Origin of the sequence: Stenotrophomonas sp., from assembly GCF_035634915.1 — a bacterium.
Lineage (GTDB): Bacteria > Pseudomonadota > Gammaproteobacteria > Xanthomonadales > Xanthomonadaceae > Stenotrophomonas.
The window spans coordinates 106,710-120,440 of sequence record NZ_DASQCB010000005.1; the positions used below are offsets into that span (position 1 = coordinate 106,710).

The 13,731-nt window shown below is 67.3% G+C and carries 11 protein-coding genes; 4 read left to right on the forward strand and 7 right to left on the reverse strand.

Features of this window, described 5'->3' with window-relative positions; translation table 11 throughout:
- Positions 1-27: 27 nt before the first annotated feature.
- Together VER16_RS04675 and VER16_RS04680 are read right to left on the reverse strand one after the other, a co-directional pair.
- A complete protein-coding gene (locus VER16_RS04675; RefSeq protein WP_108763711.1) occupies positions 28-1,047 on the reverse strand; it encodes a ribonucleotide-diphosphate reductase subunit beta in 1,020 nt (339 codons plus the stop codon).
- A gap of 130 nt (positions 1,048-1,177) precedes the next feature.
- Positions 1,178-3,580 (reverse strand): ribonucleoside-diphosphate reductase subunit alpha, encoded by a 2,403-nt coding sequence (locus tag VER16_RS04680; RefSeq protein WP_324805784.1) that lies wholly within the window; start codon positions 3,578-3,580, stop codon positions 1,178-1,180.
- A gap of 568 nt (positions 3,581-4,148) precedes the next feature.
- Here VER16_RS04680 and VER16_RS04685 point away from each other — a divergent pair.
- The gene (locus VER16_RS04685; RefSeq protein ID WP_324805786.1) at positions 4,149-4,955 is read left to right on the forward strand and encodes a DUF2884 family protein; all 807 of its coding nucleotides are present in this window, start codon (positions 4,149-4,151) and stop codon (positions 4,953-4,955) included.
- Positions 4,956-5,057: 102 nt separating this feature from the next.
- Here the strand turns inward: VER16_RS04685 and zapE are convergent, their stop codons facing one another.
- Both zapE and VER16_RS04695 read right to left on the reverse strand, forming a co-directional pair.
- The gene (zapE, locus tag VER16_RS04690) at positions 5,058-6,158 is read right to left on the reverse strand and encodes a cell division protein ZapE (protein ID WP_324805788.1); all 1,101 of its coding nucleotides are present in this window, start codon (positions 6,156-6,158) and stop codon (positions 5,058-5,060) included.
- Positions 6,155-6,826 (reverse strand): alpha/beta hydrolase, encoded by a 672-nt coding sequence (locus VER16_RS04695; RefSeq protein WP_324805790.1) that lies wholly within the window; start codon positions 6,824-6,826, stop codon positions 6,155-6,157. Before VER16_RS04695 ends, zapE begins: the two co-directional genes overlap by 4 nt.
- Before the next feature lie 43 nt (positions 6,827-6,869).
- Here VER16_RS04695 and VER16_RS04700 point away from each other — a divergent pair, with 43 nt between their 5' ends.
- The gene (locus VER16_RS04700) at positions 6,870-7,727 is read left to right on the forward strand and encodes an EamA/RhaT family transporter (RefSeq protein ID WP_324805792.1); all 858 of its coding nucleotides are present in this window, start codon (positions 6,870-6,872) and stop codon (positions 7,725-7,727) included.
- Between the two features lie 65 nt (positions 7,728-7,792).
- Here VER16_RS04700 and VER16_RS04705 read toward each other — a convergent pair whose 3' ends face one another.
- The 3 genes from VER16_RS04705 to VER16_RS04715 form a co-directional block, all read right to left on the reverse strand.
- The gene (locus VER16_RS04705; RefSeq protein ID WP_324805794.1) at positions 7,793-9,238 is read right to left on the reverse strand and encodes an ExeM/NucH family extracellular endonuclease; all 1,446 of its coding nucleotides are present in this window, start codon (positions 9,236-9,238) and stop codon (positions 7,793-7,795) included.
- A gap of 209 nt (positions 9,239-9,447) precedes the next feature.
- The gene (locus VER16_RS04710) at positions 9,448-9,966 is read right to left on the reverse strand and encodes a c-type cytochrome (protein ID WP_324805796.1); all 519 of its coding nucleotides are present in this window, start codon (positions 9,964-9,966) and stop codon (positions 9,448-9,450) included.
- A gap of 203 nt (positions 9,967-10,169) precedes the next feature.
- Positions 10,170-10,787, reverse strand: coding sequence for a TetR/AcrR family transcriptional regulator (locus tag VER16_RS04715; protein WP_324805798.1), 618 nt, complete (start codon positions 10,785-10,787; stop codon positions 10,170-10,172).
- Between the two features lie 158 nt (positions 10,788-10,945).
- Here VER16_RS04715 and VER16_RS04720 point away from each other — a divergent pair, with 158 nt between their 5' ends.
- Together VER16_RS04720 and VER16_RS04725 are read left to right on the forward strand one after the other, a co-directional pair.
- Entirely contained in the window at positions 10,946-12,109 is a 1,164-nt protein-coding gene (locus tag VER16_RS04720; RefSeq protein ID WP_324805800.1) for an isovaleryl-CoA dehydrogenase, read from the forward strand.
- Positions 12,110-12,118: 9 nt separating this feature from the next.
- Positions 12,119-13,729, forward strand: a complete 1,611-nt coding sequence (locus tag VER16_RS04725) for a carboxyl transferase domain-containing protein (protein ID WP_324805802.1) — start codon at positions 12,119-12,121, stop codon at positions 13,727-13,729.
- Positions 13,730-13,731: the final 2 nt, after the last annotated feature.

Here is a 13,731-nt window from a genome sequence, read left to right on the forward strand (position 1 = left end):
TCGTTGCGACAGACCTGACCGGTTCGATCAGAAGTTCATGTCGAAGGCGACTTCGCCCTGCACGCCAACCTGGTAGGCCGAAACGCGGCGCTCGAAGAAGTTGGTCAGTTCCTGCACGTCCTGCAGTTCCATGAACGGCAGCGGGTTGCGCACGTTGTACTTCTTTTCCATGCCCAGCTTGGCGAAGTGCTGGTCGGCGCAGTGCTGCAGGTACTGGCGCATGTCGCGGGTGGAGATACCAGCCACGCCACCGGACAGCACGTCCTCGGCGAACTGCACTTCGCACTCGATCGCTTCGGCCAGCATGTCATAGACCTGCTGCTTCATTTCGTCGTCGAACAGGTCCGGCTCTTCCTCGCGAACCACGCGCACCGATTCAAACGCGAACTCCATGTGCGCGCTTTCGTCGCGGAACACCCAGTTGGTGCCCGAGGCCAGGCCCGGCAGCAGGCCGCGTGAACGGAAGTAGTACACGTAGGCGAAAGCGGCGAAGAAGAACAGGCCTTCGATGCACGCGGCGAAGCAGATCTGGTTCAGCAGGAACTGGCGGCGCTCGGCACGGGTCTCGATGCGCTTGAGGTCCTGGATCGAGTCGATCCACTTGAAGCAGAAATCAGCCTTCTTCTTGATCGAGTCGATGTTCTCCACCGCGGCGAAGGCTTTGACGCGCTCTTCCGGGTCCGGCAGGTAGTTGTCCAGCAGGGTCAGATAGAACTGCACGTGCAGCGCTTCTTCATACAGCTGGCGCGACAGGTACATGCGCGCTTCGGGCGCGTTCAAGTGCTGGTACAGGTTCAGCACCAGGTTGTTGGACACGATCGAATCGCCGGTGGCGAAGAACGCGACCAGGCGGTGGATCAGGTGGCGCTCACCCGGCGACATCTTGCTGTGCAGGTCGGTGATGTCGATCTGGAAGTTGATCTCTTCCACCGTCCAGGTGTTCTTGATCGCGTTCCGGTACATGTCATAGAACTGCGGGTAGCGCATCGGGCGCAGGGTCAGTTCAAAACCGGGATCGAGCAGCATCTGCTTGGGCGTGTCGGCCATGGGTGTTTCCTTGAATTCTCGGGTCAAAACGCCGGGCGTGGCCCGGCGCTACCTTGGTGTTTCCGTGCCGCAGCCGAGCATGGCTCGGCTCTACAGGTGCGAGGTGCCGGCGGGGCCGGCACGGCGCGTTTTACTGGCAGGCCTCGCAGGCTTCCGGGTTTTCCAGCGAGCAGGCGATGGCTTCGTCCGGGCTGAACACCTTGGCCGGGGCCGCGCTGCTCACCGTGGTCTTGGCGATCTTGGTGGCCGGGCGCGAACGCAGGTAGTAGGTGGTCTTGATGCCCTGCTTCCAGGCGTACATGTACATGGAGGACATCGCGCCGATGTTCGGGCTTTCCATGAACAGGTTGAGCGAAGCCGACTGGTCGATGAAGGCGCCACGCTCGGCGGCCATGTCGATCAGCGAACGCATCGGCAGTTCCCATGCGGTGCGGTAGACCTCGCGCAGGGCTTCCGGAATCTGCGCCACGCCGGCGATGGAACCTTCAGCCAGCTTGATGGCATCGCGCATGTCGGCAGTCCACAGGCCCAGCTTCTTCAGCTCGTTCACCAGGTAGCGGTTGACCTGCAGGAAGTCACCGGACAGGGTCTCGCGCTTGAACAGGTTGGACACCTGCGGTTCGACGCACTCGTAGCAACCGGCGATCGAAGCGATGGTGGCGGTCGGGGCAATCGCGATCATCAGCGAGTTGCGCAGGCCGTGTTCCTTGATGCGTGCGCGCAGGGCATCCCAGCGTGCGGTGTCTTCGGGCACCACGTTCCAGGCGTCGAACTGCAGTTCACCGCTGGCGGCACGGGTGTCGTTGAACGACGGGTGCTTGCCGCGTTCCTGGGCCAGCTCCGAAGAGGTTTCCAGGGCGTGGAAGTAGATCGTCTCGGCGATCTTCTTCGACAGGGCGCGGGCTTCGGCGCTGTCGAACGGCAGGCGCTTGCGGAAGAACACGTCCTGCAGGCCCATGCAGCCCAGGCCGACCGGACGCCAGCGCAGGTTGGCGCGGCGGGCGGTTTCGATCGGGTAGAAGTTCAGGTCGATGACGCGGTCGAGCTGGCGCACGGCCAGGCGCACGGTCTCGGCCAGCTTCTCGAAGTCGAACTCGTTGTGCTCGTCGAAGTGGTTGCCCAGGTTGATCGAACCCAGGTTGCACACGGCGGTTTCATCGTTGGAGGTGACTTCCAGGATTTCCGTGCACAGGTTGGACAGGTGGATCACGTTGCCCGGACGCAGGGTCTGGTTGCTGGCGCGGTTGCACTTGTCCTTGAAGGTCATCCAGCCGTTGCCGGTCTCGGCCAGGGTACGCATCATGCGGGCGTACAGCTTGCGGGCGGAGATGGTGCGGTTGGCCTTGCCCTGCGCTTCGGCCTGCAGGTAGGCAGCTTCAAACGCCTCGCCGAACAGGTCGGTGAACTCCGGCACGACGCGCGGATCGAACAGCGACCATTCCTGGTCGGCCTCGACGCGCTTCATGAACAGGTCCGGCACCCAGTTGGCCAGGTTCAGGTTGTGGGTACGGCGGGCTTCGTCACCGGTGTTGTCACGCAGCTCGAGGAAATCCTCGATGTCGGCATGCCAGGTTTCCAGGTAGACGCAGGCCGCGCCCTTGCGCTTGCCGCCCTGGTTCACCGCGGCCACGGACGAATCCATGGTCTTCAGCCACGGCACGATGCCGTTGGAATGGCCGTTGGTGGACTTGATGAGCGAACCACGCGAACGCACGCGGGTGTAGCTGACACCGATGCCGCCGGAGAACTTGGACAGCTGGGCGATGTCGCCGTACTTGGAGTAGATCGATTCCAGCGAATCCTGCGGCGAATCGAGCAGGAAGCACGAGGACAGCTGCTCGTGGGTGGTGCCGGAATTGAACAGGGTCGGGCTGGACGGCAGGTAGTCCAGGTTGCCCATGCGCTTGTACAGCGCCAGGGTCTCGGACACGTCCTCGCTCAGCGCGCTGGCGATGCGCAGGAAGAACTGCTGCGGGGTCTCGATCACCTTGCGGGTGTGCGGGTGGCGCAGCAGGTAGCGGTCGTACAGGGTACGCAGGCCGAAGTAATCGAAGTTCAGGTCCAGCGAGATGTCGATGGCATCGTTGAGCTTGCGTGCGTTGGTCTGCACGAAGTTCAGCAGGCGGTCGTTGATCAGGCCCACTTCGTGGCCACGGCTGACCGACTGCGAGAAGGCGTAGATTTCCTGGCCCGACACTTCCTTGGCGATGTAGTTGGCCAGCAGGCGCGCGGCAAGGCGGCCGTACTCGGGCTCTTCACCGATCAGCAGGGCGGCGGTGCGGATGGACAGTTCGTCCAGTTCGCGGGTGGTGGCGCCGTTGTACAGGCCGGAGATGGTACGGGTGGCCACGCGCATCGGATCGACGGCGTGCAGGCCTTCGGAAGAACGCTGCACCGCGCGCACGATCTTGTTCAGATCCACCAGCTCGGTCGTGCCGTTGCGCTTGGTCACGCTCATCGCGTTGGCCGTCGGCGGCGACGTCAGCAGGAACTCGCTTTCCTTCTCGATGGTGGCGCTGGATTCGGTGGTCACGGCGTGTGTCCTCTTGGCGTGATGTGGGGGTGCTCGATGCATCGGGGGTGGCGCAGCCCGGGACCTGACGGCCCAGGATGGCAGGACGGCGTCGCAGGCGTTGAGACCCTGCGCCTGCCACTGCCGTTGGCGATCGTTGGCGGGTACCGCGGTAGAGCCCCGTTGCAGACCCCAAGCCATGGGGTCGTTGCGACCGACGGCCACAAGATAGTGGGGGTGATGGGGGCCGTCAACGCCAAATGTAGTGAAATCTGGTAATCCCTTGCGGCGCAAGGATCATGCCATCAGCGCCGCGTCTGGACGCTTTGGACCTGCCGGAACGGGCTGCGCAGTCAAGCCCGGAAGGCGTCATATCGGCGGTACAACGTGCTGCGGAAACGGAACAATGACAGCTTCACATGACAGTGATGAAGCTGGCTAGGGACAACCCTGTGGATAGGTGGTGGGCAGCCGGTGGGAAAGCCGGTATGGCCGGACGGATGACCATCGGGCAATGACTTCCGGCCGGTGACGGCGCCTCCCGGGCGCGGGATGCTGGGGCCCTGCACTGACCGGAAAGGATTCCACCATGCGCCTGCCCCTGCCCGCCCTGGCCCTGCTGGGCTGCCTGGCCACCGCCCCGGTGATGGCCGGCGACGCCCCGAAGCTGCGCTCGGACCAGTGCGGCATGCGCACCGACTACGACGTGCTGGTGGACAGCGGCGGCATCTGGCTGCGGCATGGCCCGCAGGCGCCGCACGAGGTGGTGTTCCACGATGGCGTGCTGAGCCTGGACGATACGATCGTGCCGGTCAGCGATGCCGACGCCGCCCGTCTGCGGCAGATGGAGGCCGGGGCGCGGCAGCTGATGCCGGCGGCCACGGCACTGGCGCAGGAAGTGAGCGGACTGAGCTTCGACGTGCTCGACGGGGTCTATGAAAGCCTTACCGGCACTGCCAACAGCCGCAAGGTCCGGCGCCTGCGCCGGCAGGCCGATGACTGGATCGGCAGCACCCTGGGCAAGGGCTACTGGGAACAGGCGGTGTTCGGGCCGGGCTTCGAGGCCAGGGTGCAGGACATGGCCGAGTCGCTGTCCGCCTCCATCGCGCGCAGCATGCTGTGGCAGATGGTCACCGGCCGCAGCGATGCGATGGAAGAGCGCGCCGATCGCCTGGATGCGCAGATGGAGCAGCAGCTGGAAGGCCGCGCCGAGCGCATCGAAGCCCGCGCGCAGGCGCTGTGCCCGCTGGTGGCGGCCGTGGCCGAGGCCCACGACGCGCTGGAGGTGCGCTACCAGGGGCAGCCGCTGCGGCTGATCCAGCGCAGTGACGGCGTGCAGGTGGCGGCCAGCGTGCGCGAGCAGCCGCAGGATGATGCGGTGGCGCCGAGCCGATAAGCGCGCCGCGCTGTTGTAGAGCCGAGCCCACGCTCGGCTGCCTTTCGGCACGTCATTCAGAAGCAGCCGAGCATGGGCTCGGCTCTACAACCAGCGGCCCCCTCACGCCCGGTGCGGGGTGCCCAGGTACTCGGCGCTCTGCATTTCAATCAGGCGCGAGGCGGTGCGCTCGAAGGCACCCTGCAGGCGCTCGCCGGCATACAGCTCCACCGGCGAGGTGCTGGCGGTGCAGACCAGGTTGACGTGGCGGTCGTACAGCTCGTCGATCAGGTTCACGAAACGGCGCGCGGCATCTTCGTTCAGGCGGTCGAAGGCGGGAATGCCGCCCAGCAGCACCGTGTTGAACTCGTGCGCGATCTCGATGTAATCCGACGGGCCGCGCGGGCCTTCGCACAGCGCGGCGAAATCGAACCAGGCGATGCTCTTGCCGCGGCCGCGCACCGGAATCTTGCGGCCCTCGATCTGGATGTTGCCGGCCTTGGCCGGCTGCCCGCCGCTCAGTTCACCCCAGCGGCTGGCCAGCCAGCCATCGCTGTCGGCGGCCAGCGGCGCGCGGTACACCGGCGAACGGGTCAGCGCGCGCATGCGGTAATCCTCAGTGCCCTCGGCATACAGCTCGACGCAGTAGCGCTGCAGCAGGCCGATGGCCGGCATGAAGCTCTCGCGCTGCAGGCCGTTGAGGTACAGGTTCTCCACCGCCGTGTTGGAGGTGGTGACCAGGGTCACGCCCTCGGCGAACAGGCGTTCGAGCAGGCGCGCCAGCAGCATGGCATCGCCGATGTCGGTCACGAAGAACTCGTCCAGCACCAGCACGCGCAGGTTGCTGCGCCATTCCTGGGCGATCTTCGCCAGCGGGTCGCTCTGCCCCTGGTGCTCGCGCAGGCGCTCGTGGACGCTGCGCATGAAGCGGTGGAAGTGCGTGCGGTACTTCTGCTTGATCGGCAGGCCGTCGTAGAACAGGTCGACCAGGAAGGTCTTGCCACGGCCGACACCGCCCCAGAAGTACAGGCCCTTGACCGGCTCGGGCTTCTTCCAGAACGAGGACAGGCGGTCCAGCCAGCCGTCCTCGGCGCTGTCGACCAGGCCCCGGTGGATGCGGTCCAGCTCGGCCAGGGCCGCGTGCTGGGCCGGGTCGTCCTGCCAGTCGCCGCTGGCAACCCCGGCCGCGTACCGCTGCGACGGGGTCAACGCCTGCTCGCTCATGCCGCCGCGCCCAGCCAGTGCTTGACGCCGTGGGTCAGCGCGCCGCGCAGGTCGATCAGCTTGCGGTGGAAGAAGTGGCTGGTCTCGGGCATGCGCACCAGCTCATGCGGAAAATCGAGCGTGTCCAGCCACTGGTAGACGGCCTGCGGGTCGACGATCTCGTCCTGCTCGCCCTGGATGACCAGCCAGCGGGCCGGCGGCTGCACGCCGCTGAAATCCCAGCGGCCGGCCGGCGGCGCGATCGAGATCAGCGCTTCCGGCTGCAGCTCGCCTGCGGCCTTCAGCGAAACGAAGGAACCGAAGCTGAAACCGGCCAGCCACAGGCGGTCGTCCGGGCGCTGGCTGCGCACCCAGGCGGTGACGGCCTTGAGGTCGTCCTGCTCGCCCACGCCGTGGTCGAAGCTGCCGGCCGAGCCGCCGACGCTGCGGAAATTGAAGCGCACCGTGGCGATGCCCAGCTCGCGCAGGGTGGTGGCGGTCATGGTGACCACCTTGTTGTGCAGGGTGCCGCCTTCGGTGGACAGCGGGTGGCAGATGACGGCCACGATCGGCTGCACCGGCACATCGGCCTTGGGCAGGTCGACGACCACTTCCAGCGGGCCGGCCGGGCCATCCAGTACGAGGCATGCGGTTTCGCCGGGGGCGACGGGGAACGAGGGCTTGTGCATGGCACCATGATAGCGTCCCCCGCCCCTGCCCTGTGCCCGCCCCATGCTCTACCTGTCCCTGGCCGTGATCTGCAGTGTGCTGGTTTCGGTGTTGTTGAAGCTGGCCAAGCGCCGCGCGCTGGACGTGCCGCAGATGGTGACCTGGAACTATCTGGTGGCCGCCACCCTGACCGCCGTGGTGCTGCAGCCGCCGCTGGACGCGCTGCGTGCACCGCATGCGCCGTGGGTTTCGCTGCTGGCGCTGGCGGTGGTGCTGCCCTCGATCTTCCTGGTGCTGGGCCGCGCGGTGGCGGTGGCCGGCATCGTGCGCAGCGATGTGGCCCAGCGCCTGTCGCTGCTGCTGTCACTGGCCGCCGCCTTCCTGTTCTTCGGCCAGACCGCCACGCCGTGGAAGCTGGCCGGGCTGGGTCTTGGCCTGGTGGCGATGGTGGCCATCAGCCTGCGCCCGCGCGGCCCGACGGTGACTGCATCGGCCGGTGGCTGGGGCTGGTTGCTGGGCGTGTGGGCCGGCTTTGCGGTGGTGGACGTGCTGCTCAAGCAGGTGGCGCTGTCGGGCACGCCGTCGATGGCGGCGGTGCTGGCCAGCTTCAGCGTGGCCTTCGTGCTGATGCTGGCGCTGCAGCTGTGGCGGCATTTCAGCGGGCGCAGCCGGCTGGCCTGGCGCAACCTGGGGGCCGGCGCGCTGCTGGGCCTGCTCAACGGCGGCAACATCCTGTTCTATGTGCACGCGCACCAGTCGATGCCGGACAGTCCGGCCACCGTGTTCGCCGGCATGAACATCGGCGTGGTGGTGCTGGGCGCGCTGGTGGGCGTGTTCGCCTTCGGCGAGGCCACCACGAAGTGGAACCGCGCCGGCCTGGCGCTGGCAGTGCTGGCAATCGGCTTGATCGCCTGGGGGTGAGGCCCCGGCAATCCTGCACTTGTAGAGCCGAGCATGGGCTCGGCTCTACAAAATGGATCGCGAGGTTATTTACCGAAACCCAGCAGCAGCGGGTCGTGGTCGGAGCTGCGCCACGGGCCCGGCACGTTGCGGCCCTGGTAGCCGCTGGCGTCCTGCTCGTCGGCGTTGCTGTGCCATTCGGCGGCACCGCGCAGGCGCTTGGCCATGCCCGGGCTCAGCAGCGCGTGGTCGAGGCGGCCGGTGTAGCCGTTGTAGACGTAGCTGTAGGGGTGTTTGACCTTGGCCACCTTGAAGGCGTCCTGCCAGCCGAGGTCATGCAGGGTGCGGATCGGGTCTTCCTGCGCATAGGCGTTGAAGTCGCCCAGCAGCACCGCGTCCTGGCTGCCGGTGCCGGTCGGGTTGGTCTTCAGCCAGTCGTTCAACTGCTGCGCCGAGGCCACGCGGGTGGCGTTCCAGCAGCCCTGGCCGTCGTTGCGGTCGGCGTCGGCGCCTGCGGCATCACGGCAGCCCTTGGACTTGAAGTGGTTGGCCACCACCACGAACGGCGCGCCCTGCTTGGCCTGGAAGGCCTGGGCCAGCGGCACGCGGCTGTGTTCGACGAACGGGCCGCCGTTCAGCGTGGCCGGCTTGCCCAGCGGCTGCAGGCGGCTGCTGCGGTAGATGATGCCGACGCGGATCGGGTTGTCGCCCGGGCCGTTGCCAGCATCGACGAAGCGCCAATCACCCTGCGCGCCACGGTCGCGGTTGAGCGCATCGACCAGTTCGGCGATGGCCGACTGCGGGCCGTAGCCGTCGTTCTCCAGTTCCATCAACGCGGCGACATCGGCGCCGAGCGCGTTGACGGTGGCGACCAGCTTGGTCACCTGGGCCTTGTGCTCGTCCAGCGTGCGCGCGCCGCGCAGGGTCGGGAAGCCGCCGCCCTGGCCATCACCGTTGAAGAAATTCTCCAGATTGAACGCAGCGATATGCAGGTCTCCGGCCACCTTCGGCACCGCCGGGCGCTGCAGCGCCGGCAGCTTCAGCGTGCCCTGCACCTGCAGGCTGGGGCGGCCCTGTGCGTCCACCCGCACGATGCCTTCGACGTTGCGCAGCTGCATGCCGGTGCGCAGCACCGGGTTGCCGGCCAGGTACGGCACGCTGCCCGGGTCGCGGGCATCGCTGCCGTCATCGAGCACCAGGCGGCGACGCTGGTTGTCGGCCATCACCTGTTCGATGCCGGCCGTGCCGGGCGCGGCCACTTCGGTGGGCTGCCAGAGGCGGCCATCGAAGGCCACGGTGAGCTGGCCGAAGCGCTCCAGGCCGTCGGTACCGGCCAGGGTGAGCGGGGCGGCGATGCGCACGTGCTGCCCGTCCAGCGCGCGCCAGTCGGCCGGCGCGGTGGTCAGCACGACCGGGGCCTTGCTGCGCGCGGTGGCTGCGGTCGGAGTCGGCGCGGCCTGCGGCTGGGCCTGGGCAAAGGCGGTGGCCGGCAGCAGCAGGGACAGGGCAAGGGCGAGGGAACGGCGGCGCATCGACGGGCGACTCCACGAAATGGGCGCACAGACTAACCCTGAAATGTGCAGCCTTGCTTGCAGCGCAGGTTTCGGCCTTGGTGGGCAAAGCCGGGGTGGTGGCAAGGGATGTTGTAGAGCCGAGCCCATGCTCGGCTGCGCTTGGCCATGCCGCGCGCAGAGCAGCCGAGCGTGGGCTCGGCTCTACAGAAGGCGGCGTATTGCGGCGCTTACTTCAGGTTGCCCAGCATCCAGTCCACGGTGGCGTGGATCTGCTCCTCGGTGAGTGCCGGGTTGCCGCCCTTGGGCGGCATGATGCCGCCATCCGGGCCGGTGTAGCCCTCGATGGCGTGCTTGTAGAGGGTGTCCTTGCCCTGCGCCAGGCGCTGGTCCCAGTGCGCGTGGTCAAGCGTAGGGGCCTGACCGACGCCGGTGGTGTGGCAGGCGGTGCACAGGTTGTCGAAGATGACCTTGCCATCCTTGGTGCCGCCGTAGGCGACCTGGGAAGCCGCCTTGGCCAGTGCGGCGGCCTTGGCTGCGGCCTGTGCGGCGGCGCCGGTGCTGCCGGCATAGACCGCGCCGGTGGGCGAAATGCGCTGCTCGGTGCGTTTGGCCGCCGTGGGCGACACCTCCGGCGGAATCCGGGTGTGGATGTAAGCCGCCAGGAGGATGAGACCGAGGGTGATGGTCGCCAGCAGCGCGATCACCATGGAGAAGCGTTTCAGGAACTCCAGATCGTAATTCCGCACTCTTCGTTACCCCTGGCTGATAGTCGTTGGACCACGGCTGAGCGACTGCGTGATGGGCCGAGTATAGAACGCGCTTTGCGTGCGACAACAGGCGTCGATGCTGGTGCGGCGCAGCATGCGGCCGTGGCCGCCTCGCTTTGTAGAGTCGAGCCATGCTGCTTCTGCCAAGCAGCATGGCAACAGCCGCCGGGCATGGCCCGGCGCTACCGTGTTGCGGGGGCGCCGATCGCGCGCAGGCAGAAGCTGCAGATGGCATCCACCAGCGCGCCTTCGTCGCGATGCGCTTCGCGGCTGGGCGCGGTCGGGCCCACCATCGCTTCGGTGAAGGCACCGACCAGACAGGCCGCGGTGGCGTGCGCGTCCTGCGCGGGCAGCTCACCGGCGGCCACGCCCTCTTCCACCAGGCGCAGGAACACATCACCGAACGCGCGGCGCCCGCGCATGCGCTCGGCCTCCACGTCCGGGTCCACCGGTTCGACGATGAAGGCATGGGCCAGCCCCGGCCCGGCCAGCGCGCGGCGGACGAAGGCGGAGATCGCCAGGCGCAGGCGCTCGCTGGCCACCTCGGGCCCGCTGGCAATGCGCTCCATGATCGCTACCTCGTGGGCCACGGCGGCGTTGAGCACCTCCACGAACAGATCGGCCTTGGACGGGAAGTGCCGGTAGATCAGCCCGGTGGACACCCCCGCCTGGGTCGCCACGGCGGTCACCGGGGCATTGCGCCAGCCGCCGGCAGCGACCAGCTCGCGGGTCGCCAGCAGGATCCGTTCACGGGCCCCGGCCAGGCGTTCTTCCATCAATGCAGAGCGTTTGTAGGCCATATCCTGATTCTAGTTTCAATTTTTGAATTTGTATTCACTTCTTTCCCGAACCCCGCTACGCTGGGGCCATCGCCCGTGCTGGCCGCTGCCTTCAACAGCCACCAGCCTCCCCCTGACGGGTGCGTCCATTCCCCCACCTTCCTCGTGGAGCCGCTGTAATGCACGTGCCATCCCTGAACTTCGATCTTGGCGAAGAGATCGACCTGCTGCGCCAGAGCGTGGCCCATTTTGCCGCTGCCGAGGTCGCTCCGCTGGCCGCCGAGGCCGATGCCACCAATCAGTTCCCGCTGGCCCTGTGGCCGAAGCTGGGCGAACAGGGCCTGCTCGGCCTCACCGTGGAAGAAGCATACGGCGGCACCGGCATGGGTTACCTGGCCCACGTGGTGGCGATGGAAGAAATCTCGCGCGCGTCCGGCGGCATCGGCCTGTCCTATGGCGCGCACTCCAACCTGTGCGTGAACCAGCTGCGCAAGAACGGCAACGAGGAACAGAAGCAGCGCTTCCTGCCCGGCCTGTGCAGCGGCGCGCTGGTCGGTGCGCTGGCGATGAGCGAGCCGGGCGCCGGTTCGGACGTGGTGTCGATGAAGCTGCGCGCGGACAAGCGCGGCGACCGCTACGTGCTCAACGGCAACAAGATGTGGATCACCAACGGCCCCGATGCCGACGTGCTGGTGGTCTACGCCAAGACCGACATGGAGGCCGGCGCCAAGGGCATCACCGCGTTCCTGGTTGAAAAGGGCATGAAGGGTTTCTCCACCGCGCAGAAGCTGGACAAGCTGGGCATGCGCTCCTCGCCCACCTGCGAGCTGGTGTTCCAGGACTGCGAAGTGCCGGAAGAGAACGTGCTGGGCCAGGTCGGTGGTGGCGTGCGCGTGCTGATGTCCGGCCTGGACTACGAGCGCGTGGTGCTGTCCGGTGGCCCGCTGGGCCTGATGGCGGCGGCCATGGACGTGGTGATGCCCTACGTGCACGAGCGCCACCAGTTCGGCGAGGCGATCGGCAGCTTCCAGCTGATCCAGGCCAAGATCGCCGACATGTACGTGGGCCTGGGTGCCTGCCGCGCCTATGTCTACGCCGTGGCGCGCGCCTGCGACCAGGGCCGCACCACCCGCCAGGACGCGGCCGGTGCCATTCTCTACGCCGCCGAAAAGGCCACCTGGCTGACCGGCCAGGCGATCCAGATCCTCGGCGGCAACGGCTACATCAACGAATACCCGACCGGCCGCTTGTGGCGCGACGCCAAGCTGTATGAAATCGGCGCCGGCACCTCGGAGATCCGCCGCATGCTGATCGGCCGCGAACTGTTCCAGCGCACCCTGTAAGGCACCGCGATGACCGTCCTCAACAGCCAGCTGCAACCGGGCAGCGACACCTTCGAAAGCAACCGCGCGGCCATGCAGGCCGTGGTTGATGACCTGCACGCCACGCTGGCGCGCACCGCGCTGGGCGGCAACGAGGCCGCGCGTGCCAAGCACACCGCGCGCGGCAAGCTGCTGGTGCGCGACCGCATCGATGCCCTGCTCGACCCCGGCAGCGCCTTCCTGGAAATCGCACCGCTGGCCGCGCACGGCATGTATGACGACGCCGTGCCAGCGGCGGGCGTGGTGGCCGGCATCGGCCGGGTCAGCGGCGTGGAATGCGTGATCGTGGCAAACGATGCCACGGTCAAGGGCGGCACCTACTACCCGATGACGGTGAAGAAGCACCTGCGCGCGCAGGAGATCGCCGAGCAGAACCACCTGCCCTGCATCTACCTGGTCGATTCCGGTGGCGCCTTCCTGCCGCTGCAGGACGAGGTCTTCCCCGACCGCGATCATTTCGGCCGCATCTTCTACAACCAGGCCAACCTGTCCGCACAGGGCATCCCGCAGATCGCCTGCGTGATGGGCAGCTGCACCGCTGGCGGTGCCTATGTGCCGGCGATGAGCGACGAGACCGTGATCGTGCGCGAACAGGGCACGATCTTCCTCGGCGGCCCGCCGCTGGTGAAGGCGGCGACCGGTGAGGTGGTGACGGCCGAGGAACTGGGTGGCGCCGACGTGCACACGCGCATTTCCGGCGTGGCCGACCACATGGCCGACAACGACCTGCAGGCACTGGCGCGGGTGCGCGCGATCATCGCGCAGTTGAACTGGCGCAAGCCGGAGCCGGCGATGGCGGTGCAGCCCAGCGAGGAACCGCTGCTGTCGGCGCACGACCTGTACGGCGTGATCCCGGCCGATACGCGCAAGCCCTACGACGTGCGCGAAGTGATCGCACGCCTGGTCGATGGCTCGCGCTTTGATGAATTCAAGCCGCGCTACGGCACCACGCTGGTCACCGGCTTTGCCCATCTGAACGGTTACCCGATCGGCATCATCGCCAACAACGGCATCCTGTTCTCCGAGTCGGCACTGAAGGGCGCGCACTTCATCGAGCTGTGCACCCAGCGCAACATCCCGCTGGTGTTCCTGCAGAACATCACCGGCTTCATGGTCGGCCGCAAGTACGAACAGGGCGGCATCGCCAAGGACGGGGCCAAGCTGGTGATGGCCGTGGCCTGCGCCAAGGTGCCCAAGTTCACCGTGGTCATCGGCGGCTCGTTCGGTGCCGGCAACTACGGCATGTGCGGCCGTGCCTATTCGCCCAACTTCCTGTGGATGTGGCCCAACGCACGCATCGGCGTGATGGGCGGCGAACAGGCCGCCAGCGTGCTGGCTACGGTGAAGCGCGATGGCATCGAAGCCAAGGGTGGGCGGTGGCCGGCGGCGGAAGAAGATGCGTTCAAGGCGCCGATCCGCGAGCAGTTCGAACAGCAGGGCCACCCCTACTACGCCAGTGCCCGCCTCTGGGATGACGGCGTGATCGATCCGGCCGACACCCGCCGCGTGCTGGCCCTGGCCCTGTCGGCCAGCCTCAACGCCGCCCCGCAGCAGACGCGCTTCGGCGTGTTCCGCATGTAACC